Below are 26028 nucleotides of genomic sequence, written 5' to 3' on the forward strand. Positions count from 1 at the left end.
CGCTTTCTATGTCGACGTCTGGGAGGAGCGGCGCATGGGTTTATCCGTGTCGGGGGAGGGTAGGGTGCGCGTTCTCGTAGCCGAGCGCAATCCCCTCGTTATTGCGGCCCTTCGCAACCTGTTTTCTGAAACGACCAGATTTTCGATTGTGGACACAGCACGGTCGTCAGCGGAGCTATGTGAGAAGCTTAGGGTCATAGAGGCTGACTGCGTTCTGCTCGGCTGGCAATTGCTAGACGCGGAGGCTCCAGATGTATTGGCAGAAATCGGTCGGCTCGGCCTCGATCCAAAGATCGTTCTGTTTGCCGATACCACCAATCCTACCATAGTTAACGAAACAATCCGGCTTGGCGTTAATGGGCTCTGCTATCAGTTCGAGGATCCGGAAATTCTCTTCGCAACCCTGACGGCGGTTGTACAAGGCCGAATATGCATTCCTTATACTGTCCTCTCTAAAATCTCCGACACGCCTTTTCAGCGGCTCACCGCGCGCGAAAGGGAGTTGCTTGGAATGCTCGCCAACGGTTGGTCGAACGCGCAGATTGCCAGCCGCACCGGCATATCGGCGAACACCGTAAAATATCACCTTAAGAATCTTTACGATAAGCTCGAAGTGCGCAACCGTGCAATGGCTGTGGCACTTTACGTAAGAGAATGCCGACGAAAGGCGGACTGAGCCCGCCCGAACGGGTAGCTTTGAACCTACCCGTCTTTCTCCAGCCGCCGATCCCTCGGCTGCCATCTCACTATCCGATCAGCATCCTTTTCTACCTGAGCGAGTGTTGTGCGGATATTGCGCGCAGGACACTGTGAGCACGCAATAACATGCCGTCCATAACGCTGACTGCCCTTGGAGGAACCGTGCCAGGCCATACCCATCTCTTCATTCCCGGTCCCACCAATATTCCCGAACAGGTTCGCCAGGCGATGAATCTGCCGATGGAAGACATGCGTTCACCACGATATCCGGACCTGATTCTTCCTTTATTCGCAGACGTCAAGAAAGTGTTCAAAAACGAGGCCGGCCGCGTCTTCATCTACCCCTCGTCCGGTACCGGGGCGTGGGAGGCGGCCATGACCAATGTTCTTTCGCCTGGTGATCGCGTGCTCATGAGCCGGTTTGGCCAGTTCTCGCACCTATGGGTCGACATGGCCGAGCGCCTCGGCTTCGACGTGCATTGCATCGACGTGGACTGGGGCACCGGTGTTCCGGTCGAACTCTATGCTGAACAACTCGCCGCCGACACGGCGCACAAGATCAAAGCGGTCTTCGTAACGCACAACGAGACGGCGACCGGGGTCACGTCGGATGTTGCGGCCGTGCGCGCGGCGTTGGATGCCTGCAGACATCCGGCGCTGCTCTTCGTCGACGGCGTGTCTTCGATCGGTTCGATTGATTTCCGCCAGGACGAATGGGGTGTCGATTGCGCGGTATCTGGCTCCCAAAAAGGCTTCATGCTGCCGGCCGGCCTCGGATTCCTCTCCGTCAGTCAGAAGGCATTGGCCGCATCCAAGTCCGCCCGCCATATGCGCTGTTATTTCGCATTCGAGGACATGATCAAGGCCAACGACACCGGCTACTTTCCCTATACGCCGCCGACGCAGCTCCTGCGCGGGTTGCGCGCTTCGCTCGACCTGATGTTCGAGGAAGGTTTGGAAAACATATTTGCGCGCCACCATCGCCTCGCGAACGGCGTGCGCGCCGCAATCCGCGCCTGGCGACTCAAACTCTGCGCGACCGAGCCGAAATGGCAGTCGGACACGGTTTCGGCGATCCGCGTTCCCGAAGGCACCGACGCGGCCAAGGTGATCCAACATGCCTATCGCGCTTACAATACTTCGCTTGGCACCGGACTCAGCAAAGTCGCCGGTAAGGTCTTCCGCATAGGTCATCTTGGCGCCCTGAATGAGGTCATGGTGTTGGGGGCCCTCTCAGCGGTTGAGCTCACGCTGCTTGATTGCGGCGTGGCGATCGAGCCTGGCTCCGGTGTCGGCGCCGCCATCGAGCAGTTCCGTTCAGCCGCCACCATCGCAACCACCAAGGCCGCTTGAGCGGACGGGATTCCGAGGCACCATATGAGCCACACGATCAACCATCTCCGTAAACTCCGCTTGCAGCGCAGCGAACTCGCTGTGCCGGGCTCCAATCCCGATATGATTGAGAAGGCCGCCAATTCGGATGCCGACTATATCTTCCTCGACATCGAGGATGCCGTCGCGCCGCCGGACAAAGAACGGGCAAGAGCCAACATTATCGTGGCGCTCAATCAAATCGACTGGCGCAATCGGGGCAAGACGATCTCTGTTCGCATCAATGGCCTCGACACCCATTACATGTATCGCGACGTCGTCGACTTGATGGAACAGGCGGGCGATCGCATCGACACGCTGCTGGTTCCGAAGGTCGGTGTGCCGGCAGATCTCTATATGGTTGAAGCGATGGTCAACCAAATTGAGATTGCAAAGGGGTACCAAACGCGCGTCGGCCTCGAGGCGCTCATCGAGACCGCGCTCGGCATGGCCAATGTCGAGGCCATAGCTTCATTCGGCGGCCGGCTGGAAGCGTTGCATTTCGGTGTCGCCGATTATGCCGCAAGTCTCAAGGCCCGTACGGTCAACATCGGCGGGCTCAATCCGGATTATCCCGGGGACCAATGGCACTTTGGCCTATCGCGTATGACGGTGGCCTGCCGGGCATACGGCCTGCGCGCTATTGACGGGCCTTTCGGCGACTTCTCCGATCCGGAGGGTTACAAAGCTGCAGCCCGTCGGGCCGCCGCACTCGGTATCGAGGGCAAATGGGCCATCCATCCGAGCCAGATCGCGCTTGCCAACGAGATCTTTTCGCCAACGGACAAGGAAGTCGATCGCGCGCGCCGCATCATCGACGCGCTGAAGGTCGCAGAGAGCCAGGGGAAGGGCGCCGCCTCGCTGGACGGCAAAATGATCGATGCCGCGTCCGAGCGCATGGCGCGCAACGTGCTCGCGACCTACGAGGCCATGACGGCTGATCAGCGTTGAAGGGACAATGCCGATGGACATTCACGAATATCAAGCCAAAGAACTCCTCTCTCGCTACCACATTCAAATTCCGCGCGGCGGTCTCGCCTATAGCCCCGAGCAGGCAGCCTATCGCGCGAGCGAGATCGGCGGCGAACGGTGGGTGGTCAAGGCTCAAATCCATTCCGGCGCGCGCGGCAAGGCCGGTGGGGTCAAGCTCTGCCGTTCCGACCATGAGATCGTCGCGGCTGCAGACGGTATGCTCGGCCAAAGGCTCGTGACGCATCAGACCGGGCAGCAGGGCAAATTGGTCAGCCGCCTTTACGTCGAAGAAGCGATGGATATCGAGCGCGAGATCTATCTTGGTTTCGTGCTCGACCGGAAGTCCGAACGCATCATGATCGTCGCATCGTCCTCGGGGGGCATGGAGATTGAAGAGATCGCTGAGGCCGAGCCGGACTCAATCATCCGTGCGACCGTGGATCCTGGGGTCGGCATGCAGGACTTCCAGGCGCGCGAGATTGCCTTTGGCCTCGGTATCGACAACGCCTTGATCGGCCGCGCCACCAAAGCGATCCTTGGCTGCTACAATGCCTTTGTCGACTATGACGCTTCGATGCTGGAGATCAATCCGCTGGTCGTCACCCGACAGGGCGACCTTGTGGCGCTCGACGCAAAGATGAGCTTCGACGAGAACGCCCTTTTTCGGCGTCCGCATATTTCCGAAATGCGCGACAAGAGCCAGGAAGATCCGCGCGAGACATTCGCGTCGGACCGCGGCCTCTCCTATGTCGGCCTCGAGGGCAATATTGGCTGCATCATCAATGGCGCCGGCCTCGCGATGGCGACCATGGACATGATCAAGATCGCCGGCGGCGAGCCCGCCAACTTCCTCGATATCGGTGGCGGCGCATCGCCGGAGCGCGTGGCGAAGAGCTTCCGTGCCGTATTGCGCGACAAGAATGTCGAGACGATCCTCGTCAACATCTTCGCCGGCATCAACCGTTGCGACTGGGTGGCCGAGGGCGTCGTCAAAGCGCTGCGCGAAGTCGGCGTACCTGTTCCGCTCGTCGTGCGCCTTTCCGGCACCAACATGGAAGAGGGGCGACGCATCCTCGCCGAGTGCGGCGAGAACATCATCATTGCGGAAACGTTGGCTGAAGCTGCCGAAAAGGCCGTTGGCGCGTGGCGCGCCCATACTGCCAACAAGGCGGATTGAGGGAGGCTTACGATATGTCCATTCTACTCGACAGGTACACCAGCGTCATTGTGCAGGGTTTCACCGGCAAGATCGGTAGCTTCCACGCCGAGGACATGAAACGCTACGGAACATATGTCGTGGGTGGCGTCACGCCCGGCAAGGGCGGCCACACCCACCTCGGCGTGCCGATCTTCAATACGGTCAAGGGCGCGGTGCGAGAGACCGGAGCCGATGCTTCGATCGTCTTCGTGCCGCCCCCCTTCGCCGCCGATTCGATCATGGAAGCTGCGGACGCCGGCATTCGGCTCTGCGTCTGCATCACTGACGGCATTCCGTCCCAGGACATGATCAGGGTCAAGCGATATATGCGGCGCTACCGCTTTGACGACCGCATGACCCTGATCGGGCCGAACTGCGCAGGCGTGATTACCCCGGGCGAGGCATTGATGGGTATTATGCCGGGTTCGATCTACCTGCCGGGCCGTATCGGTATCGTCGGTCGCTCAGGCACGCTCGGGTACGAGGCAGCGAGCCAGATGAAGGCGCGAGGCATTGGCGTTTCGACCTCGGTCGGCATCGGCGGCGACCCGGTCAACGGCTCATCGTTCAAGGACATGCTGGAACTCTTCGAAAAGGATCCGAACACTGACGCGGTGCTGATGATCGGCGAGATCGGCGGCCCGCAGGAGGCGGAAGCCGCGCTTTGGGCACGCGACAACATGAAGAAGCCTCTGATCGCCTATATCGCCGGCCTCTCCGCGCCGAAAGGCCGCAGAATGGGCCATGCCGGAGCGATCATCTCTGCTTTCGGGGAATCGGCTCAGGAAAAGGTCGAGATTTTGAAAGGTGCCGGGGTGACCATTGTACCGACGCCATCTTCCTTTGGCGAGACAGTGGCCGAAGTCTTGTCCGTCATGGGCAAAGCCGCGTGAAGCCCGAGGGTGTCAGGATTGCCGTTGCCGTGGATATGGCCGAGAGTAGAGATGGCCCCTGTGTCATGCTGACAAGAGAGAACCGACGTGCCTATCTCCAAGATCCTTGTCGCCAATCGCTCTGAAATCGCCATTCGCGTCTTCCGCGCAGCTAATGAATTGGGTCTGAAAACGGTTGCGATCTGGGCTGAGGAGGACAAGCTCGCGCTGCATCGCTTTAAGGCAGACGAGAGCTATCAAGTCGGCCGCGGCCCGCATCTGGCGCGCAACCTGGGTCCCATAGAAAGTTATCTGTCGATCGACGAAATCATCCGTGTGGCCAGGCTCTCCGGGGCAGATGCCATTCACCCCGGTTACGGCCTGCTTTCGGAGAGCCCGGAATTCGTCGATGCCTGCGATGCGGCCGGCATTACTTTTATCGGCCCAGCGTCGAAAACCATGCGCCAACTTGGCAATAAGGTTACGGCGCGCAACCTTGCCATAGCGCTTGGCGTGCCAGTCGTGCCGGCGACCGATCCGCTGCCTGACGACATTGCGGAAGTCGAGAGAATGGCCGGGGAAGTCGGATATCCCGTGATGCTCAAGGCATCTTGGGGCGGCGGCGGACGCGGCATGCGTGCCATTCGCGATCCGAAAGACCTGGCGCGTGAGGTGACGGAAGCCAGGCGCGAAGCCATGGCTGCGTTTGGTAAGGACGAGGTCTATCTCGAAAAGCTGGTCGAGCGCGCCCGCCATGTGGAAAGCCAGATCTTGGGCGATGCGTATGGCAATGTCGTTCACCTGTTCGAACGCGACTGCTCGATTCAAAGACGCAATCAGAAGGTCATTGAGCGGGCGCCCGCCCCATATCTGAGTGCCGCGGAACGCGCGGAGATCGCTGCTTACTCGATAAAAATTGCAAAAGCGACAAACTACATTGGCGCCGGCACCGTCGAGTATCTGATGGATGCGGATACGGGCAAGTTCTACTTCATCGAGGTCAATCCGCGCATCCAGGTCGAGCACACTGTCACCGAGGTCATCACTGGCATCGATATTGTCAAGGCGCAAATCAAGATTCTGGACGGTCTTGCTATCGGCATGCCGGAATCCGGTGTTCCGGCGCAGGAGAATATTCGTCTCAATGGCCATGCATTACAGTGTCGCATCACCACCGAAGATCCGGAACAGAACTTCATTCCCGATTACGGCCGTATCACAGCCTATCGCGGCGCCACGGGCTTCGGCATTCGCCTCGACGGCGGTACGGCCTATTCCGGAGCGGTCATCACGCGCTACTATGACCCGCTTCTGGAAAAAGTGACGGCCTGGGCGCCGGATCGAGATGAAGCGATTCATCGCATGCTCCGCGCGCTCCGCGAATTCCGTATCCGCGGGGTTGCGACCAACCTGACCTTCCTTGAAGCGATCATTGGCCACCCAAGCTTTCGCACCAATAGCTATACGACGCGCTTCATAGACTCGACGCCCGAGCTGTTTCTGCAGGTGAAGCGACGGGACCGTGCGACGAAGCTTCTGACCTATCTTGCCGATGTGACGGTGAATGGCCATCCTGAGGTCAAAGGACGCGCACGCCCTTCGCAGATGATTGCAAGTCCGGTCGTGCCGTTTATCGATCGCGACATCAGGCCTGGGACCAAGCAACGGCTCGACGAGTTCGGACCGATAAAATTTGCCGAATGGGTGCGCGCGCAACCAGAAGTGCTCATCACCGATACGACCATGCGCGACGGCCACCAGTCGTTGCTCGCGACGCGCATGCGCACGTATGACATCATCCGTATCGCAGGTGCTTATGCGCGTGCGATGCCAAACCTCTTCTCGCTGGAATGCTGGGGTGGCGCAACCTTCGATGTCTCGATGCGCTTTCTGACCGAAGATCCGTGGGACCGCTTGGCACGTATCCGCGAGGCGGTACCAAACGTGCTTTTGCAGATGCTGCTGCGCGGTGCCAATGGCGTGGGCTACAAGAACTATCCCGATAATGTCGTCAAATATTTCGTGCGGCAGGCGGCCAGGGGCGGGATAGACGTGTTCCGCGTATTCGATTGTTTGAACTGGATCGACAACATGCGCGTTGCAATGGACGCGATCGCCGAGGAGAACAAGATTTGCGAGGCGGCCATCTGCTATACGGGCGACATCTTGAATGCTGCCCGTCCGAAATATGACCTGAAGTATTATGCGGCTCTGGCGGGCGAGCTGCAAAAGGCCGGCGCTCACATGATTGCCGTGAAAGATATGGCAGGTTTGTTGAAGCCGGGGGCAGCCCGAGTGCTCTTCAAGGTGCTGCGCGAGGCCACCGATTTACCCATTCATTTCCATACGCACGACACGTCCGGGGTTGCCGCAGCGACGGTTCTGGCGGCCGTCGAAGCCGGTGTTGACGTCGTCGACGCCGCCATGGATTCATTTTCCGGCAATACCTCGCAGCCCTGCCTCGGCTCGATCGTCGAGGCCTTAAACGGTTCGGATCGCGATCCTCGTCTCGATCCGGAGTGGATTCGCCGCATCTCATATTATTGGGAGTCAGTGCGCCACCAATACGCGGCGTTCGAAAGCGATCTCAAAGGGCCTACCTCTGAGGTCTATCTGCACGAGATGCCAGGCGGCCAGTTCACCAATCTCAAAGAGCAGGCACGTTCTCTCGGCCTCGAACCTCGTTGGCACGAAGTGGCGCAGGCTTATGCCGATGCGAACCAGATGTTTGGTGATATCATCAAGGTCACGCCATCGTCCAAGGTGGTCGGCGATATGGCGCTGATGATGGTCTCGCAGGATTTGACGGTGGCCGATGTCGAGAACCCGGAAAAGGACATCGCCTTCCCGGAATCGGTTGTCTCAATGCTCAGAGGAGATCTTGGCCAGCCGCCAGGCGGATGGCCTCAAGAATTACAGAAGAAAGCGCTCAAAGGCGACAAGCCCTATACTGTCCGTCCCGGTTCGCTGCTCGAATCCGCCGACTTCGATGCCGAACGCAAGAGCATCGAAGACAAGCTCGAACGAAAGATCGACGATTTCGAGTTTGCGTCCTACTTGATGTACCCAAAAGTCTTCACGGACTATGCGCTTGCAGCCGAGACCTACGGGCCAGTCAGCGTGCTGCCGACACCCGCTTATTTCTTCGGCATGGCGCAGGGCGAGGAACTCCATGCCGATATCGAGAAGGGCAAAACGCTCGTCATCATCCATCAGGCGCGAGGAGAAACCGACGAGAAGGGCATGGTGAAGGTATTCTTCGAACTGAACGGCCAACCGCGTTCCATTAGGGTACCAGACCGCAGTCGGAGCGCCGGAAGTAGCGTTCGCCGCAAGGCGGAACCAAATAACAGCGCACATGTCGGCGCGCCAATGCCGGGCGTCGTTTCAACGATCGCAGTATCGCCAGGTCAGGCGATTAAAGCCGGGGACGTTCTCCTGTCAATCGAGGCGATGAAGATGGAAATGGCACTGCACGCGGATAGAGACGCCACTCTGTCGGAAATACTCGTCAGGGCAGGAGATCAAATTGACGCGAAGGATCTCCTCATCGTTCTAAGCTTTGGTGACAATTCAGGTCATTGATTCGTTGGTCGCGCTTGTTGCGCATGCCTGCAGTTGCCTGACGGGGAAATTGTCGGAGGTGTCTGGCTCCGCAATCGGTGTGACGCGCCTCTGGAGCCAGAACGGAAGGACAGGACAAAAGCGCCCTACATTGCCCATGACCCACGATGACGATCTCAGCTTCGAGCCGCGCCTGGGCCGGACGCGCCGCAGTATCAGCCCGTCAGGGACTGATCCCATGTTGCCTGACCTCGGTCGGGGCTTTTAAATCGCCGCTTCCAGCGCATGTTGGTATCGGTGGTTGTGTGCCCCCGCAATCACTTCGAGCATAATTCGCTCAACGTCGCCATGTCGATCACTCCATAGCCCCCGCTGAAGACACGCGGGGCAAGGTTCAAACATGGGTCACTTCTCGATGGAAATATCCCCTAATGCCAGGTCACTTCTCGGTGGAAATCAACAAAAAGCCGCTCATCAGCCGAAAGGCCTGCGAGAGCAGGCAAAAAATACATTGATTTTATTGAGAAAAATGGCGCGCCCGAAAGGATTCGAACCTCTGACCCTCAGATTCGTAGTCTGATGCTCTATCCAGCTGAGCTACGGGCGCGTGCCGCTCGGTGGTGCCGAGCGAGGACGTTCGTGTAATCGGTTGAAGGTTTTTTGGCAAGTGCGAAACGAAAAAAATCTTGGGCCATATGCTAAGTTTTTGACGTGGCGGAATTATTCGCGTGTCCGCGGGCCTTTTTGGCGCCGTTCGGCAGGGTGATGCGGAAGGTGGCGCCGGGGCTGTCGTCCAGGAGTGCGATCGTTCCGCCTTGGGCGCGGATGAGATCGGCGGCGATGGCGAGGCCAAGGCCGGTGCCGCCGGGTCGGGAGGAGCCGCGAAAGGCTTCAAACAATTGATCTTTCTTCTCTTTCGGCACGCCCGGGCCATTGTCGGCGACCTCGATGATGGCGTGGCTGTTGGTGTGCGCGGCGCGCACGGTCATCCGCCCATCGGCAATTCCGGCATTCAGAATCGCTTCGCTGCCGTTGCGCATCAGATTGAGCAGGACCCGGAACATGTGCTCCGAATCGGCCGTGATCTCAAAATCCGCCGGCACCTCGTTGGCAAATTGCACCGGGCCCGCCCCCGCGTGGCCGGCATTCATCGTCTCGATCGCATCATGGACCACGGGTTGGAGCACGAGGCGGCGCAATTGCGGCGGCCGTTCCACTGCGCGGCCGTAGGCGAGCGTCGAGGTGCAAAAGGCGATGGCGCGGTCGAGCGTGCTGATCAGTTTCGGCGCCAGGCGCTTGACGGCGGGATCCTGCAGGCTGGCGAGCCGGTCCGAGAGCAATTGCGCCGAGGCCAGCATGTTGCGCAGGTCGTGGTTGATTTTGGCCACCGCGAGGCCGAGCGCGGCGAGGTGCTTCTTTTGCGCCAATTCGCGGACCAGTTGCCCCTGCATGGTCGCCAGCGCCTGTTCCGCGCGGCCGATCTCGTGTGTCGAGCCCGAAGGGCTGATGATGCGGGTCACATCCTCGGGATTCTCGCCGAAATCCATGAGATTGGAGGTTAAGTGCCGCACCGGGCGCAGCACCATCCAATTGAGCGCGAAGACGGCCAGACAGACGAGAAAGGCCGACATCACGAGCGAGATCAAGAGAAGGTCGATCGAATAGCGTCGCATCGCGGCCTTGAGAGGCGTCTCCGGCAGGACGATCTCGATCGAATCGCCGCCCATTGGCGCATCGCCGATCACATTGAGCAGCCGGCCCTTCGGCGCGAGCAGGGCGCGGCACGCCGCCATCATCGATTCCCAGGGCATGGCGTTGCGGGTGTCGTAGGTTTCGTCGATCGACTCGGGCATGTCGGACACAGCAAGCAGGCGGTGGGTGCCGTGCATTTTCATCACGATCGTGCGCGCGCCGACGCTGGCGAGGATTTCCTGCGCCAGTGATTCCGGGATCATGTTGCGCGGCGCCGCTTCAAACACGAGCGCGGCGGTCAGTCCGGCAGCGAGGCGGTCCTTCAGGTAATTGGTGCGGAAATTGGCGAGAATCGGCAGATAGATCGCGACGTCGATCGCTATGACGAACAGCACGATCAGCACGACGACGCGGCTGGTCAGGCCGAAACGCCAGCGTCTCGGGGTGGGCTGCAGAGGCGGATTATCTTGGCCGTTCATACGGGCACGAAATCTATTTAAAAGCGCCGCGCAAGCGGTGCAGAAGGCTGCGCCAGGGCGACCGCAGCCGCGTGGCGAATGCGATCCGCGCGACCTGACGCGAAACATCGAACAGGCTCGGCGCCGGCGTGGTGAGCCGCGCGAGATCGTCGATGATGATACCTTGATTCATCGCCAGAACCCAAGGCGCGATCAATTCGCGCGCCTCTGGCCCGACGACGCTGGCGCTCAGGATCTTGCCGTCCAGCGCTGTGATCACCCGGATATGGCCGGCGGAATGCCGGCCGATGGACGCCGCTTCGTTCTGGCCGAAGGGCCAGCGCCAGACTTGGCAATGCCGGTGCCGCGTCTTGATCTCGTGCTCGCGCCATCCGACCGTGCACAATTCCGGCTCGGTGGCGATCACGCGGGGAATGTGGTGCGCCTTGGCGCGCGCCGGCCGGCGCAAAAGCAAGCTGAGCAGCAGGAGATCGGCCTGGTGCTCGGCAAGGTGGGTGGAGGGTTCGGCGGCCTGTCCGTCAATGGCCGCGACCGAGCCGATGGCATAGACGTGAGAATTGCTCACGCTGCGCAAATGGCGATTGACGACGACGCCGGATCTCGTCCAAGCCACGCGCCCGTCGTCAAGGCAAAGGCTGTCCATCTGCGCCTGGTGACCGGTCACGCACAGATGCGAGCCGTTGACATAGGTCTTGACCGTCCCGTCCTCGCCGAGCGCGACGGTGAAACTGGTGCCCTGGCGCGGCTCGATCTGCATCTGCGGCGCGTTCTCGGTCAGCCGCACGCCCTCTCGACGCAGCGCCGCCAGAATCGGCTCGCGCAGCTCCTCGTCCACATCGGCAAGGGCCGCACCCGAGTCGAGCACGGTGACATCCGAGCCGAGCCGGCGGAAAATCTGCGCGAGTTCGACCCCGCGTGCCGTCGCGCCGATGATCACGAGGCGTGGGGGCAGGGCCGGCAGGTCGAAGATCGTGTCGGCGTTGAGGGCGTGGATGAGTTCGAGCCCGGGAATCGGACGCGCCTCCGGCTTGGAGCCGGTCGCGATCACGAACCGGCGCGCCGCGACGGTGACATTGCCGGCCACAACCTGGTTTTTCCGGGTGAAGCGCGCGGTGGCATTGATCAAGGTAATGCCCAACGCCCGCAGCCGCTGTTCTGCGACATTGCGTGCGACATTATCGGCCGCCCGCGCCGCATTGGCGCGAATCGCGGCAAAATCGATCGGCGGCTCACGCGATTTGAGGCCAAGGCTGGCGCTGGCGCGCTGGCTCTGCGCCGCCATGGCGGCGGCCCGGAAGGCCTGGGCGGCGATGCGGCTGCCATGCAGATGGGCGCCGCCTGGCGTCGCCTTTTCGATCAGCACCACCGATTGGCCCGCTGCCGCGGCGCCCATCGCCAGGGTCGTGCCGGCGGCGCCGGCGCCGATAATGCAAAGATCGGGGGTCAGCGGGTCCGCCACACCGTGATTCCTGTTGATCGGGCGCAATTTGTAACAGGCGCGCCGTCATCGGCAAAGGCGGGTCACGTCCGAGCGGTTAACTCCGGCGATCACGTCCACATGGCGTGGGTGAGGGCGGCGAGTTTTTCCGGATCGAGGTGCCAGCAGGTGCGGACGCCCGAGCACAGATCGATCCCATAGGGCCGCACTTGCGCAATGGCTTCGCGGACATTCGCCGGCGTGATACCGCCGGCCAGGAATATAGGAATATCAATCTGTTGCACGATCCTGGCGCTGATGCACCAATCATGCGTGCGCCCGGTTCCGCCAAGTTCGGGGACGGCCGCGCTCGGGCGTCCCGAATCGAGCAGCAGGGCATGGGCCACTTCGGCATATTCGCGGGCGAGGTCCAGCGCATGGTCGTCTTCGACATGGATGACCTGGATGAGGCGGGCGGTCGGGATCGCCTCGCGCAAGGCGCGATATTCGTTTTTGTCGATATGGTTGACGATCTGCACCGTATTGGCGCCGACATCCTGCACATGCCGGGCGATATCCTCGGCTCGCTCATAGGCGGTCAGCAGCACGCTAGCGACGGGCGGCGGCACGAGGCGCACCAACGCGCGCGACAGCTCGTCCCCGATCACGCCAGAGCCGGACGGCATATCGCCGACAAAGCCGAGTGCATCCGCCCCCGCCGCAACGGCAAGCCGGAGTTCCTCTGGCGAAGATATGCAGCAGACTTTCAGGCGTGGAATCATAGGGGCCGGACCTAGGATCGTGAATTGAAGGCGAACACGCTGCTTGGATAAGCTATTCTATACGATCCTCCCAAGCGGAAAATGTTCCTGATCCGACAGAGGCCCCGCGAGACATGCAAATGTCGCATCTTGCATAGCGTTTTAGCCTTGAACCAGAGATCGTCCTGGCGGATAGGTGTTCAAAATGCCGCGATTTCGGAGCTTGATTTGCGTTTCTCCTTCCTGAACCTCCTGCAGCAGAGCTTTGGCGGCCACCAGGGCTGGCCGGAGCAATGGCGCTTCCCCGAGCCGAAGGCCGCTTATGATGCGATCATCATTGGCGCCGGCGGCCACGGCCTTGGGACCGCCTATTACATGGCCAAGGAACACGGCATGCGCAACATTGCGGTGCTGGAAAAGGGCTGGCTCGGCGGCGGCAATACCGGGCGCAACACGACGATCATCCGCTCCAATTATCTTTGGGAAGAATCGGAGGCGATGTACGAGCACGCTGTGAAGCTTTGGGAAAATCTGTCGCAGGAGCTCAATTACAACGTCATGTATTCGTCGCGCGGCGTGATGATGCTGGCGCATAACGTGCACGACGTGCAGGTGTTCAAGCGCCATGTTCACGCCAACCGGCTGGCGGGCATCGACAACGAATGGCTGACCCCGCAGCAGGCCAAGGATTATTGCCCGATCCTGAATATTTCGGACAATATGCGCTATCCGATTCTCGGCGCCGCGCTGCAGCGCCGCGGCGGCACGGCGCGGCACGATGCTGTGGCATGGGGCTATGCGCGCGGCGCTTCGAATTTGGGCGTCGACATCATCCAGAACTGCGAAGTGACTGGTATCGATCGCTCACCCGACGGCGCCGTGACCGGCGTGCAGACGACGCGCGGCCCGATCAAGACCAAGAAGATCGGCGTGGTCGCGGCCGGCCATACGTCGGTGCTGATGAATATGGCGGGCGTGCGCATGCCGCTCGAATCCTATCCGCTGCAGGCGCTCGTGTCCGAGCCGATCAAGCCGATCATGCCTTGCGTCGTGATGTCGAACACGATCCACGCCTATATGTCGCAATCGGACAAGGGCGAATTGGTTATCGGCGCCGGCACGGATGCCTATACGTCCTATTCGCAGACCGGCGGGTTGCACATCGCCACCCACACGCTCGACGCGATTTGCGAATTGTTCCCCAACGTGCGGCGCATGCGCATGCTGCGCAATTGGGGCGGCATCGTCGACGTCACGCCGGACCGCTCGCCGATCATCGGCAAGACACCGGTGCCGGGCCTCTACGTCAATTGCGGCTGGGGTACGGGCGGCTTCAAGGCGACACCGGGGTCTGCCCACGTGTTCGCCCATCAGGTCGCCACCGGCGAACCGCATCCGATCAACGCGCCCTTTACCTTGGAGCGCTTTTCCACCGGCCGCCTCATCGACGAGGCCGCGGCCGCCGCTGTCGCACACTAAAGAGATTGTGATGCTGCTCATTCCCTGTCCCATCTGTGGCCCCCGGCCCGAACTCGAATTCCGCTACGGCGGCCAGGCGCATGTCGTGCGCCCGGGCGCGAATGCGGCGGACCTCACCGACCAGCAATTCTCGGAATTTCTTTACTTCCGCGACAATCCGAAGGGGATTTACACCGAGCGCTGGCGGCACATTTCGGGCTGCGGCCGGTTCTTCAATTGCGTGCGCGACACGGTAAGCGACAAGATCCTCGCCACCTACAAGAGCGGTGAACAAGCGCCTGATTTGGATGCGCTTCAGCGGGGTGCCGCATGAGCCAGAATCTGCGCACCGCCTCCGGCGGCCGTATCGACCGCGCGAAGCCCATTAGCTTCACCTTCGACGGCCAATCCTATCAGGGGTTCAAAGGCGACACGCTCGCCTCGGCCCTGCTCGCCAATGGCGTGCATCTGACTGGCCGCTCCTTCAAATACCATCGTCCGCGCGGGATCGTCGGCGCCGGCTCGGATGAGCCGAATGCGCTCGCCGATGTGAGCCGCGGCGGCGGCCGGTCTGCGCCGAACTTGCGCATGACGCAGGTCGAACTCTACGAAGGCCTCAGCGCTGCGAGCCAGAACCGCTGGCCGTCGCTTGCCTTCGATGTGAGCGAGATCAACAATTTCCTCTCGCCGCTGTTCGCGGCCGGCTTCTACTACAAGACCTTCATGGGACCGCGCTTCTTGCCGAAAGCCTGGGCCTGGAACAAGATTTTCGAGCCGGTCATCCGGCACTCCGCCGGTCTCGGCAAGGCGCCGAGCGACGCGGATCCCGACCGCTATGCTAACCGCTACGAACATTGCGACGTTCTGGTCATCGGCGGTGGCCCGGCCGGGTTGATGGCGGCGCTGGCGGCAGCGGAGAATGGCGCGAAAGTCATCCTCTGCGACGAGCAGGCGGAAATCGGCGGCTCGCTTCTCACGGAGACGACAGCGACGATCGAGGGCCGTGTTGCTCGCGAGTGGGCGCTCGACGTGCTGCTCTCGATCGCCATGCACGACCGGATCCGGCTGCTGCCGCGCACCACGGCGTTTGGCTATTACGCGCAGAATTTCGTCGGCCTCGTCGAGCGCATCACCGATCACTTGCAAAGCCCAAGCGAAGCCAGCCCGCGCGAGCGCATGTGGCAGGTGCGGGCGAAACAGGTCGTGCTCGCCACCGGCGCGATCGAGCGGCCGCTGGTCTTCCCGGACAATGACCGCCCCGGCATCATGCTGGCCGATGCGGCGCGCACCTATCTCAACCGTTATGGCGTGCTGCCCGGCAAGCAGATTGTGCTGTTCACCGCGACCGACGACGCCTATCGCGCCGCGATCGAACTGAAGGCCGCCGGTGCCGGCGTGCCGCTGATCGCCGATCTGCGCCCCGAGGGCGGTGCGATGACGCAACCCGCGCGCGATGCGGGCATTCGCGTGGAACTTGGCGCCTGCGTCACCGGCACCGAAGGGCGTTTGCGCATCAGCGCGGTCAAGCTGGGTCGCCCGGATGTGACGGGTGTTGCCGCAACCACCGAGACGGTCGCCTGTGACTGCCTCCTGATGTCGGCCGGTTGGACGCCGTCCGTGCATCTCTTCTCGCAGTCGCGCGGCAAGCTCGCCTATGACGAGCAAACGAAGAGCTTCGTGCCCGGCAAGTCGGCGCAAGCCGAGCGTTCCGCAGGTGCGTGCAAAGGCACGTTCACCCTGGCGGGCACGCTAAACGAAGGCTACGCCGCCGGCGTCGAGGCGGCGGTTGCAGCCGGTTATGCGTCGCGCGGCGACAAGAGCTTCCATGCGGAGGGCGATGTCGCGCTCAGCGCCGGTTTCAGCGGCGCGACGCCGCATGATCAGAACCCCTATAAGGCAAAGGCGTTCGTCGATTTCCAGAACGACGTGACGGCGAAGGACATTCGCCTGGCGACGCGCGAAGGCATGCGCTCGATCGAGCACATCAAGCGCTTCACCACGACCGGCATGGCGACCGATCAGGGCAAGACGTCGAATTTGAACGCGCTCGCGATCGCCGCCGACGCGTTGCAGACGCCGGTGCCGAAAGTCGGCCTCACCACCTTCCGCCAACCCTATACGCCGACCACCTTCGGCACGTTCGCGGGCCTGTCGCGCGGCGATCTGTTCGATCCCGTGCGGCGCACGCCGATCCACGATTGGGCGGCGGAACAGGGTGCCGCGTTCGAAGATGTCGGCATTTGGAAGCGCGCCTATTATTTCCCGAAGAATGGCGAGGACATGCATGCGGCGGTCAAGCGCGAGTGCCGCATCGTGCGCCAGTCGGCGGGCGTGTTCGATGCGTCGACGCTTGGCAAGATCGAGGTCGTCGGTCCCGACGCCGCCGAATTCATGAACCGCCTCTATACCAACGCCTGGAGCAAGCTCGAGCCCGGCCGCTGCCGCTATGGCGTGATGCTGAATGAAGCGGGTTTTGTGATGGACGACGGCGTGATCGGCCGCATCGCGCCCGACCGTTTCCATGTCACGACCACGACGGGCGGTGCGCCGCGCGTGTTGCACCATATGGAAGACTACCTGCAGACCGAATTTCCCGAGCTGAAGGTCTGGCTTACCTCGACGACCGAACAATGGGCGGTGATCGCGGTGCAGGGGCCAAGCGCGCGGAAGATTGTCGAACCTTTGATCGACGATATCGATGTTGCCGCGATGCCGCATATGTCGGTGCGCGAAGGCCATATCAAGGGCGTGCCGACGCGCTTGTTCCGGGTCAGCTTCACCGGCGAACTTGGCTTTGAGGTGAACGTCCCGGCCGATTATGGCCGCAAGGTTTGGGAGCTGATCTGGGCCGAGGCGCAGAAATACGACGCTGTCGCCTATGGCACCGAAACCATGCACGTGCTGCGCGCGGAAAAAGGCTATATCATCGTTGGCCAGGAAACCGACGGCACGATGGTCTGCGACGATGTCGGTCTCGCCTGGGCGGTCGGCAAGACCAAGCCCGATTTCGTCGGCAAGCGCGGCATGATGCGTTCCGATCTGGTCGCCAAGAACCGCAAGCAGATGGTCGGCCTCTTCACCAGCAATCCGAATGTCGTGTTGGAAGAGGGCGCGCAGATCACGGCCGAGGCCAATCCGCCGACGGGCACGTCCGCGCTCGGCCATGTGACCTCGTCCTATTGGAGCGAGACGTTGCAGCGCTCGATCGCGCTCGCTGTCGTCGCCAACGGTCGCGCGCGCATGGGCGAGACCTTGCATGTGCCGATGCCGGGCGGTGCGATTGCCGTGACGCTCACCGATCCGATTTTCTTTGATAAGGAAGGAAAGCGCCTCGATGGTTGAGACTGCGCTGCAACGCATTCCGCCCCTCGGGGCTGATCCGCTCGTCGCCGTGCGCGGCGGCCCGACCGTGACCACCGTGCCGCCGCTAAGCCGCTTCGTCTTCCGTGGCTCGGCCGAAGCCGCCGCCGCGTGCGGCACCGTCTTCGGCGTCTATGTGCTGCACGACGTGTGCCGCACCGCCACCACCGGGAACCGCGCGACGCTGTGGCTCGGCCCGGACGAATGGCTGCTGCTGGCGCCGGCAGGCGAAGGCGAAGAGATCAAGCAAGGCATCGCATCCGCCTTGGCCACGATCCCGCACAGTCTCGTCGATGTCTCGCATCGCCAGACGGCGCTGGAGATTTCCGGCAACCGCGCCGCGCAATTGATCAATGCCGCTTGCCCGCTCAATCTCGACGACGAAGCGTTTCCTGTCGGCATGTGCACGCGCACCATTTTCGCCAAGGCCGAGGTCGTGCTGTGGCGTAAGGAGGCCAAGACGTTCCACATGGAAGTCTGGCGTTCCTTCGCCCCCTATGTCAGCGGCCTGCTGCAAGAGGCTGCGTTCGGGTTGACGGCGGTGTAGAATGCAAGTCCCTTCTCCCCGTAGACGGGGAGAAGGGAGTGCAGTGCAGGTGCTCGCATGATCAGCGTCTTCGAACTCTTCAAAGTCGGCATCGGCCCGTCCTCCTCGCATACGGTCGGGCCGATGAAGGCGGCCAAGGCCTTTGCCGATGCGCTCGTGCCGGCCGGCCATCTGTCGCATGTCGCGCAGGTGGTGGCGACGCTCTATGGCTCGCTGGCCTGGACCGGCAAGGGCCATGGCACCGACAAAGCGGTGGTGCTCGGCCTTGCGGGCGAGGATCCCGCGACTGTCGACCCCGATGCCGCCGATGCGATGGTCGCGCAGGCGATCGAGAACAAGACGCTGCGCCTCGCGTCCTTACGTGACATTCATTTCGATCCGGCGACCGATATCGTCTTCAACACGATCGACATTCCGCCGCGCCACCCCAACACTCTATCCTTCGTGGCGAAGGACGCGGAGGGCCGCGTGCTTGTGGAAGAGCGTTGGTGTTCGGTCGGCGGTGGCTTCGTCGTGCGCGAGGGCGCGGAAGATCAAATAGCGGGAAGCGGTGAGAGCGTTCCCTATCCTTACAAAAATTCCGCGCAATTGCTCGACATGGGCCGCACGCACGGGCTGACCATCGCCGAAATGGTGCGCGCCAATGAGGAGGCCCTGCGCCCCAAGGCCGAAGTGGAGCAGCATCTCGCCCGCGTTTCCGCCACGATGATGGCCTGCATCGACCGCGGCCTTGCGACCGAAGGCGAATTGCCGGGCGGGCTCCATGTGAAGCGCCGGGCGAAATCTTTGTCGCACCGGGTGGCCGATCACAGCCGCAAGAACATGCGCATGCCGAACGAGATGAACGACCGCGTCAGCATCTTCGCCATCGCGGTGAACGAGGAGAATGCGGCCGGCGGCCGCGTCGTCACCGCCCCGACCAATGGCGCAGCCGGCGTCGTGCCGGCGGTGCTGCGCTATTACCGCGACTTCTGCCCCGGCGCGACCCCGCAGGGCATGGAGGTCTTTCTGCTCACCGCCACGGCCGTCGGCGCGCTGTTCAAGATGAATGCCTCGATTTCGGGCGCCGAAGTCGGCTGCCAGGGCGAGGTGGGTGTCGCGTCCTCGATGGCGGCGGCGGGCCTCGCCGCGGCGCTTGGCGGCAGCAACGAGGTGATCGAAAACGCCGCCGAAATCGGCATGGAACACCACCTCGGCATGACCTGCGACCCGATCGGCGGCCTGGTGCAAATCCCCTGCATCGAGCGCAACGCCTTCGGCGCGATCAAGGCAATCAACGCCGCCTCCCTCGCCATGCACGGCGACGGCAAGCATTTCGTGAGCTTGGACAAAGTGATTGCCACGATGCGGCAGACCGGGGCGGATATGCACGACAAGTATAAGGAAACGTCGCTGGGTGGGTTGGCGGTGAGTTTTATTGAGTGTTGAGGTGGATGAGCTTTTTTCTGCGGCCCTATTTTATTGCTGAAATGTCACTTGCGATTGGACGGAGAAAGAGTATATTGTTCTTGTTATGTTCTTAGTCGGGCAGGTGAAATTTGTGCTTTGCTCGAATGGACTGAAGGAGAGGGTTTGCCGAATACGGGTGGCGATATTACCGTTTCGAAATGGCTGGGTCGATTCGGAAGGCTGAGGTTGGGTTGGCAGATGAGTTTCTTGCCGACGCTAAATCGCTTTCCGGGGCGCCGCCCGAATTTGGGCCGAAGCAAGCGCGTAAGAAAGGGAATTTTTGGGAGGCTGTTTGGCCCATAGCCAATAGCCTTGGGATCGTGGAGACAGGGCAATTAAGAATTAGGGTTTCGCCTGCGTCTGATAAGCCATTTACAATATCACTTATTTTCCGCGGCAATTGCCTGGGGCGACTTGATTTTGTGGCCGACACGATTTGTCATTGGAATCCTACATTTGCCAGTAGTTTTGGACTGCCGCCGAGTGTTTGTGGTTCTCATTTTCATTCCTGGTCTCATAATAGGGACTACGTTTTGCTAGATCAAGAATGGGAGTTGCCTTGTCGAGTTCCCTTGCCACCACGAATTCATCGCTTTGATCAGGCATTTCCATGGCTAGCGGACGAAGTTAATTTGATATTAACTCCGGATCAACGAGCGTTTGGCCCTCCAAGAGAGCTGGTGTAGCTATGTCTTGCGATTCGATACGGGCGACCTTGGAACTATACGTGAAGTGCGAGAACACTCTGGATGGAGCTCGCATAGCGACGCATTGCCTCTATCCTTCATTCGAAACCGTCTACGTTTACGTTGTAAAAATGGGGGATGATTACCGCGTTCATGATGGCGGAGGAGCTTATAGGTCGGCCTGGGCACACGGACGCGATCACTTGTTGGTGTCGAGACTTATTGATGTCGAAGCCAAACGGTTTCAACTACATCACACCGATGATTCTTTGATTTCTCGAGATGTGTCTATCGAGTGGTTGGCGCCTGCGATTTTGAGCGTTGCCAACGCTTCATCACGTGTCGCGATCGCCGCCGCCGCAAAAGCTTCAGCTGTCGTAGAGGAAGCGCTAGTCGAGAAGATTGACAGAATACTATCTTCGACCGTCGCATCGGAGCGAATTGCCCGTAATTTTGCCATTAGAGGCAAAAGCGGAGGTGATCGACACTTTGATTTTGCTGTTCGCGGAGTAGATGGTTACGACTTGCTAATTAATGGCGTTTCAGCGCATCACGCCTCCATTAGCGCGAAGTTTGTCTCATTTTCCGACACAGAGAACGAACAATCTCAAAAATTCGCGGTATATGAGCGGGAACTCGCCGCTGACGACACGGCACTGTTGCAACAGGTGGCTACAGTTGTGCCGCTAAGGTCGTTGCAGGCGGGAACTCGACGCGTAATGCAAAACGCGTAGCGCCGCCACCAATGCCAAAGTTGATGTGCGTCGCCTCTCATCCCGATCTGATGACAGAGATCACGGCGGTGGCGGAGATCCCACGAGAGCGGTTCCGCCGGCCGGCGGGGGCTTGAGGAACGGCTTGACAAACCGCCGCACCCTCCCCACTAAACCGCCCCATGTCCCAGAAAGCCGAAAGCCCCGTCAGCCGCCGCCGCACCTTCGCGATCATTTCGCACCCGGACGCCGGTAAAACCACGCTCACCGAAAAGCTGCTGCTGTTCGGCGGCGCGATTCAGCTTGCCGGTGAGGTGAAGGCCAAGGCGAACCGGCGCAATACCCGCTCCGACTGGATGGGCATCGAGCGCGAGCGCGGCATTTCGGTCGTCACCTCGGTCATGACCTTCGAATATGGCGACTGCGTCTTCAACCTCCTGGACACGCCGGGCCACGAGGACTTTTCCGAGGACACCTATCGCACGCTGACGGCGGTCGACTCCGCCGTCATGGTGATCGATGCCGCCAAGGGCATCGAGGCGCGCACGCGGAAATTGTTCGAGGTCTGCCGCCTGCGCGACATCCCGATCGTCACCTTCATCAACAAGCTCGACCGCGAGTCGCGCGATCCGTTCGACCTGCTCGACGAAATCGAAAAGACCCTGGCGCTCGACACGACGCCCATGACCTGGCCGATCGGCAGCGGCAAAAGCTTTGCCGGCACCTATGACATCAATTCCAAAGTGGTGCGCAAGATCGATAGCGACGAATTGGTGCCGGTTTCGGGTTCGGACGATCCGGCGATCGCCGGCCTGCTGCCGGAACATGAGCGCGAGGCTTTCGCGGAAGAATTGTTCCTCGCGGCGGAGGCTTGCAAACCCTTTGACAAGGCCGCCTTTCTCGAGGGCCACCTGACGCCGGTCTATTTCGGCTCGGCGCTGAAAACTTTTGGCGTGCGCGATCTCATCGACGCTTTGGCGGCCTTTGCACCGAGCCCGCGCGGGCAGGAAGCGGCGCAACGGCTGGTGAAGCCCGACGATCCGAAAATGTCGGGCTTCGTCTTCAAGATCCAGGCCAATATGGACCCGAACCACCGCGACCGCATCGCCTTCATGCGCGTGTGCTCGGGCAAGCTCACGCGTGGCATGCGGGTGAGGCTCTCGCGCACCGGCAAGACGATCGGGCTGAACGCGCCGCAATTCTTCTTCGCGCAGGACCGCTCGCTCGCCGAGGAGGCCTTCGCCGGCGACGTGGTCGGCATCCCGAACCACGGCACGTTGCGGATCGGCGACACGCTCACCGAGGGCGAAGAGCTGGTGTTCCGCGGCGTGCCGAGCTTCGCGCCGGAAATCCTGCGCCGCGTGCGCGTCAGCGACGCGATGAAGGCGAAGAAGCTGCGCGAGAGCCTGCAGCAGATGGCGGAAGAGGGCGTGGTGCAGGTGTTTCTACCCAACGACGGCTCCAGCGCCATCGTCGGCGTCGTCGGCGCGCTGCAATTGGACGTGCTGGCCGAGCGGCTGCAGGCCGAATATCAATTGCCGGTGAGCTTCGAGACGCCGCGCTTCGAAGTGTGCCGCTGGGTGACCTGCGACGACAAGACGGAGCTTGAAAAATTCCTGCGCGCCTATCCGACCGCGCTCGCCAGCGACCTCGACGGCGCCCCGGTCTTCATGGCGACCTCGGCGTTCAATTTGCGCTACGAGCAGGAGCGCTGGCCGAAGATCGTCTTTGCCGATGTGAAGGACTATCAGAAGGCGGCGGCCTAAAGGACCGCGACCGTCCCGGTCGCATGAGGCCACACCACGAAAGATCGTTATGCGACCGGGACGGTCGCGGTCCTTTGCGCTGTCAGCAATAACGGCGGAATTCGCCACGGCCCGACGCCGCATTTCGAGGTGCGGGCGAGACGCCCGCGGCCCCAAGGCCACCCAATTTTTCGATACCGCCACCGGCAAAACATAGTTTCCACGCGGCGCATTGCGATGGAGCATGGTGGCACGTTTGGTCTTCGTGAAAGTTAAAAAGAACCGATGTCCACCTATTCTCTCGCCCGCATCCCCGCCATTTCCGCGGGGCCGGGTGCTCGGCAGGGGCTTGGCGGCCTCGCCGAACTTTATGCCGGCAAGGCCGGTCATGTGCTGCTCGTCGCCGATTCGGGCCTGAAATCCACCGGCATGATCGACGATGTGGCCGGGATTATCGCCAAGGCCGGCATTGCCTTGAGCGTTTTCACCGAATTCACCCCCGATCCCAAGATCGCGGAGGCCGACAAGGCGGCGGAACTCGCGCGCAAGGCCAAGGCCAATCTGGTCGTGTGTCTCGGCGGCGGGTCGGCGCTCGATTTGGGCAAGGCGGTCGCGGCGATTGCGGTCGGCCCTCACGGCGCACAGCATTATCAGCTCTGCGAAAACCCCTTCCCGGCGGGGACCTTGAAGAAAATTTGTATACCGACCACGTCCGGCACCGGGTCGGAGACCACGCGCACCTCGATCCTGACCCGCGCCGACCATGCGAAAGTGTGGCTGTGGGGCGATGAGATCAAGGCGGATGCGGTCATTCTCGATCCTGAGCTCACCGTCTCCCTGCCGCCGCATGTGACGGCGGCGACCGGCATCGATGCTCTGGTGCATGCGGTCGAGGCCGCGACCAACAAATATGCCAATGCCGGCAACAATCTCTATGCGCACGAGGCGATCCGGCTCGTGGCGCATAATTTGCTCAAGGCGTTGGAGAACCCCAAGGACATTGCTGCGCGCGAGGCGCTGCAGCGCGCCGCCGCCTACGGCGGTATCGCCATCGACAATTGCGGCACGGCGATCGCTCATAATATCGGCCATGCCTTGGGGTCGCTGAAAGCCATCCATCACGGCCATGCGGTGGGTGTCGCGATGCTCGCCTCCATGCCCTGGAACATCGCCGATGATGATGGCGCCTATGCCGCCTGCGCCGCTGCCATGGGTGTGCCCTCGACGGCGCAGGATTTCGCTGGCGCTTATGAAAAGCTGCTGCGCGCCAGCGGCATCAAGATCGACATCTCGCAACAATTCGCCGACGTTTCGCCACGGACCCTGGCCGGACAAATGGCGCGGCCCGAGAATGCGGCGATGCTGAGCTCGAACAAGCGCGCCGCGAGTGAGGCTGATCTGCAGATGCTGGCGGAGGCCGTGCTGACGCAGGTGTAATAGGAATAGTGCCGCGCGAACCCTTCTCCCGCTGTGCGGGAGAAGGAAGCGCGCGGCAAGATCTAACTTTAACGACAACCAACCAAAGGTCACTTCCATGCTCGACCGCCCCACCACCCAGCAAGCCTGGCAAGAGCGTGCCAAGGCGCTTACGATCGAATCGCGCGCCTTCATCGATGGCGCCTATGTGCCGGCGCTTTCCGGCGAGACCTTTGACCGCATTTCGCCGATCGATGGCACGCTGCTCGCCAAAATCGCCAATTGCGGCCCCGCCGATATCGACCGCGCGGTCGCTGCGGCGCGCAAGGCTTTCGAGGATGGCCGGTGGCGCCATCTTGCTCCGGTCGAGAAGAAGAAGATCCTGCTGAAATTCGCGGCGCTCATCCGCGAGAACATCGACGAAATCGCGCTGCTGGAATCGCTCGATGTCGGCAAGGTGATCGGCAATGCGCTTGCCGTCGACGTGCCCAATTGCGCCGACTGCATTCAATATTACGCGGAACTTGCCGATAAGCTCTATGACGAAGTCGCGCCCACCGGCCCGATGGATCAGGCGGTAATCCGCCACGAGCCGCTCGGCGTTGTCGCCGCCATCGTACCGTGGAACTATCCGCTCATCATCGCCGCCTGGAAGATCGGGCCGGCGCTCGTTGCCGGCAATTCGGTGATCCTGAAGCCGGCCGAGCAATCCTCGCTCGCCTCGCTCGTGCTTGCGCGGCTCGCCAAGGAAGCGGGCATTCCCGACGGCGTGTTCAATGTCGTCACCGGCCTTGGCACCAGCGCCGGCAAGCCGCTCGGGCTGCATATGGATGTCGACATGGTGACTTTCACCGGCTCGACCGAAGTTGGCAAGTTGATGCTGCGCTATTCGGGCGAAAGCAACATGAAGCGCGTCTCGCTCGAGTGCGGCGGCAAGAGCCCGCAGGTGGTGATGGCCGACGCCAATCTGCAGAGCGCGGCGGAGGGCATTGCCTGGGGCATTTTCTACAATCAGGGCGAGACCTGCCATGCCGGGTCGCGCGTGCTCGTCCATCGTTCCGTGCAGAAGGAATTGGTGGCGAAAATCGCCGACGTCGCGAAGGTGCAGATCCCGATCGGCTATTCGCTCAATCCAGCCTCGCAGATGGGTGCGCTGATCGAGCAGCAGCATATGGAGCGCGTGCTGGGATATATCGACATCGGCGAGTCGGAAGGCGCGGTCGTTGCGAGTGGTGGCCATCGCGTGCTGCAGGAGACGGGCGGCTTCTATGTCGAGCCGACCATTCTCGACGAGTGCAAGAATTCGATGCGCGTCGCGCAAGAGGAGATCTTCGGGCCGGTCGTTGTGGTCGTGCCGTTCGACACGGAAGAAGAAGCGATCAGGCTTGCCAACGATACGATCTACGGCCTCGGCGCGGCCGTGTGGACCAGCAACATGAATGCGGCGCATCGCCTGTCGTCCGGCATCAAGGCCGGCACGGTCTGGGTGAACACGTTCGACCGCTCGAATCTGGCGACGCCCTTCGGCGGCTTCAAGCAATCGGGCTTCGGCCGCGACCGCTCGGTGCATGCGGTCGAGAAATACATGGACAGCAAGGTCATCTGGACAGCCTATAATTAAAGGGAGGA

General features: G+C 61.4%; 18 protein-coding genes and 1 tRNA gene. 15 read left to right on the forward strand and 4 right to left on the reverse strand.

The window, feature by feature from the left end; all coding sequences use genetic code 11:
- Positions 1–34 precede the first annotated feature (34 nt).
- From V9T28_RS03085 to pyc, 6 genes are all read left to right on the forward strand, one after another.
- Positions 35–676 carry a response regulator transcription factor gene (locus V9T28_RS03085; protein ID WP_116400783.1) on the forward strand — a complete coding sequence of 214 codons (642 nt, stop codon included), beginning with the start codon at positions 35–37 and terminating at the stop codon, positions 674–676.
- Between the two features lie 185 nt (positions 677–861).
- Positions 862–2052 (forward strand): aminotransferase class V-fold PLP-dependent enzyme, encoded by a 1191-nt coding sequence (locus tag V9T28_RS03090; protein ID WP_116400784.1) that lies wholly within the window; start codon positions 862–864, stop codon positions 2050–2052.
- A 24-nt stretch (positions 2053–2076) separates the two neighbouring features.
- A complete protein-coding gene (locus tag V9T28_RS03095; RefSeq protein WP_116400785.1) occupies positions 2077–3021 on the forward strand; it encodes an HpcH/HpaI aldolase/citrate lyase family protein in 945 nt (314 codons plus the stop codon).
- Between the two features lie 13 nt (positions 3022–3034).
- Positions 3035–4219 carry a malate--CoA ligase subunit beta gene (locus tag V9T28_RS03100; RefSeq protein WP_116401077.1) on the forward strand — a complete coding sequence of 395 codons (1185 nt, stop codon included), beginning with the start codon at positions 3035–3037 and terminating at the stop codon, positions 4217–4219.
- Positions 4220–4233: 14 nt separating this feature from the next.
- On the forward strand, positions 4234–5133 hold the full coding sequence (sucD, locus tag V9T28_RS03105; protein WP_116400786.1) for a succinate--CoA ligase subunit alpha: 900 nt from the start codon (positions 4234–4236) through the stop codon (positions 5131–5133).
- 87 nt (positions 5134–5220) lie between these two features.
- Positions 5221–8697, forward strand: coding sequence for a pyruvate carboxylase (gene pyc / locus V9T28_RS03110; protein ID WP_116400787.1), 3477 nt, complete (start codon positions 5221–5223; stop codon positions 8695–8697).
- Positions 8698–9206: 509 nt separating this feature from the next.
- Here pyc and V9T28_RS03115 read toward each other — a convergent pair.
- From V9T28_RS03115 to V9T28_RS03130, 4 genes are all read right to left on the reverse strand, one after another.
- Positions 9207–9283 (reverse strand) — tRNA-Arg (locus V9T28_RS03115).
- A gap of 91 nt (positions 9284–9374) precedes the next feature.
- A complete protein-coding gene (locus V9T28_RS03120) occupies positions 9375–10847 on the reverse strand; it encodes a sensor histidine kinase (RefSeq protein ID WP_158554796.1) in 1473 nt (490 codons plus the stop codon).
- A 13-nt stretch (positions 10848–10860) separates the two neighbouring features.
- Positions 10861–12306 (reverse strand): FAD-dependent oxidoreductase, encoded by a 1446-nt coding sequence (locus V9T28_RS03125; RefSeq protein ID WP_116400789.1) that lies wholly within the window; start codon positions 12304–12306, stop codon positions 10861–10863.
- Between the two features lie 89 nt (positions 12307–12395).
- Positions 12396–13046, reverse strand: coding sequence for a phosphoribosylanthranilate isomerase (locus tag V9T28_RS03130; RefSeq protein WP_116400790.1), 651 nt, complete (start codon positions 13044–13046; stop codon positions 12396–12398).
- Between the two features lie 207 nt (positions 13047–13253).
- On the opposite strand from V9T28_RS03130, the gene V9T28_RS03135 reads away from it, so the two are divergent.
- From V9T28_RS03135 to V9T28_RS03175, 9 genes are all read left to right on the forward strand, one after another.
- A complete protein-coding gene (locus V9T28_RS03135; protein WP_245424090.1) occupies positions 13254–14504 on the forward strand; it encodes a sarcosine oxidase subunit beta family protein in 1251 nt (416 codons plus the stop codon).
- A 10-nt stretch (positions 14505–14514) separates the two neighbouring features.
- Positions 14515–14817 carry a sarcosine oxidase subunit delta gene (locus V9T28_RS03140; protein ID WP_116400792.1) on the forward strand — a complete coding sequence of 101 codons (303 nt, stop codon included), beginning with the start codon at positions 14515–14517 and terminating at the stop codon, positions 14815–14817.
- Positions 14814–17825 (forward strand): sarcosine oxidase subunit alpha family protein, encoded by a 3012-nt coding sequence (locus V9T28_RS03145; RefSeq protein WP_116400793.1) that lies wholly within the window; start codon positions 14814–14816, stop codon positions 17823–17825. The genes V9T28_RS03140 and V9T28_RS03145 overlap by 4 nt, the downstream gene beginning before the upstream one ends.
- Positions 17818–18390, forward strand: a complete 573-nt coding sequence (locus V9T28_RS03150) for a sarcosine oxidase subunit gamma (RefSeq protein ID WP_116400794.1) — start codon at positions 17818–17820, stop codon at positions 18388–18390. The genes V9T28_RS03145 and V9T28_RS03150 overlap by 8 nt, the downstream gene beginning before the upstream one ends.
- Before the next feature lie 57 nt (positions 18391–18447).
- Positions 18448–19818, forward strand: coding sequence for an L-serine ammonia-lyase (locus V9T28_RS03155; RefSeq protein WP_116400795.1), 1371 nt, complete (start codon positions 18448–18450; stop codon positions 19816–19818).
- 748 nt (positions 19819–20566) lie between these two features.
- Positions 20567–21259, forward strand: coding sequence for a hypothetical protein (locus V9T28_RS03160; RefSeq protein ID WP_147306433.1), 693 nt, complete (start codon positions 20567–20569; stop codon positions 21257–21259).
- A gap of 161 nt (positions 21260–21420) precedes the next feature.
- Positions 21421–23004 (forward strand): peptide chain release factor 3, encoded by a 1584-nt coding sequence (locus V9T28_RS03165; protein WP_116400797.1) that lies wholly within the window; start codon positions 21421–21423, stop codon positions 23002–23004.
- 264 nt (positions 23005–23268) lie between these two features.
- Positions 23269–24420, forward strand: a complete 1152-nt coding sequence (locus tag V9T28_RS03170; RefSeq protein WP_116400798.1) for an iron-containing alcohol dehydrogenase — start codon at positions 23269–23271, stop codon at positions 24418–24420.
- 97 nt (positions 24421–24517) lie between these two features.
- The gene (locus V9T28_RS03175; RefSeq protein WP_116400799.1) at positions 24518–26020 is read left to right on the forward strand and encodes an aldehyde dehydrogenase; all 1503 of its coding nucleotides are present in this window, start codon (positions 24518–24520) and stop codon (positions 26018–26020) included.
- Positions 26021–26028: the final 8 nt, after the last annotated feature.

Source organism: Methylovirgula sp. 4M-Z18 (assembly GCF_037890675.1).
Taxonomy (GTDB): Bacteria; Pseudomonadota; Alphaproteobacteria; order Rhizobiales; family Beijerinckiaceae; genus 4M-Z18.

What these genes read in the sequence shown, in the direction of transcription:
- V9T28_RS03150 (WP_116400794.1), top strand. Translation starts at nt 17,818, where the DNA reads ATGGTTGAGACTGCGCTGCAACGCATTCCGCCCCTCGGGGCTGATCCG.
- V9T28_RS03155 (WP_116400795.1), top strand. Translation starts at nt 18,448, where the DNA reads ATGATCAGCGTCTTCGAACTCTTCAAAGTCGGCATCGGCCCGTCCTCC.
- V9T28_RS03100 (WP_116401077.1), top strand. Translation starts at nt 3,035, where the DNA reads ATGGACATTCACGAATATCAAGCCAAAGAACTCCTCTCTCGCTACCAC.
- V9T28_RS03120 (WP_158554796.1), bottom strand. Translation starts at nt 10,847, where the DNA reads ATGAACGGCCAAGATAATCCGCCTCTGCAGCCCACCCCGAGACGCTGG.
- V9T28_RS03140 (WP_116400792.1), top strand. Translation starts at nt 14,515, where the DNA reads ATGCTGCTCATTCCCTGTCCCATCTGTGGCCCCCGGCCCGAACTCGAA.
- sucD (WP_116400786.1), top strand. Translation starts at nt 4,234, where the DNA reads ATGTCCATTCTACTCGACAGGTACACCAGCGTCATTGTGCAGGGTTTC.
- V9T28_RS03175 (WP_116400799.1), top strand. Translation starts at nt 24,518, where the DNA reads ATGCTCGACCGCCCCACCACCCAGCAAGCCTGGCAAGAGCGTGCCAAG.
- V9T28_RS03170 (WP_116400798.1), top strand. Translation starts at nt 23,269, where the DNA reads ATGTCCACCTATTCTCTCGCCCGCATCCCCGCCATTTCCGCGGGGCCG.
- V9T28_RS03095 (WP_116400785.1), top strand. Translation starts at nt 2,077, where the DNA reads ATGAGCCACACGATCAACCATCTCCGTAAACTCCGCTTGCAGCGCAGC.
- V9T28_RS03145 (WP_116400793.1), top strand. Translation starts at nt 14,814, where the DNA reads ATGAGCCAGAATCTGCGCACCGCCTCCGGCGGCCGTATCGACCGCGCG.
- V9T28_RS03085 (WP_116400783.1), top strand. Translation starts at nt 35, where the DNA reads ATGGGTTTATCCGTGTCGGGGGAGGGTAGGGTGCGCGTTCTCGTAGCC.
- V9T28_RS03130 (WP_116400790.1), bottom strand. Translation starts at nt 13,046, where the DNA reads ATGATTCCACGCCTGAAAGTCTGCTGCATATCTTCGCCAGAGGAACTC.
- V9T28_RS03165 (WP_116400797.1), top strand. Translation starts at nt 21,421, where the DNA reads ATGTCCCAGAAAGCCGAAAGCCCCGTCAGCCGCCGCCGCACCTTCGCG.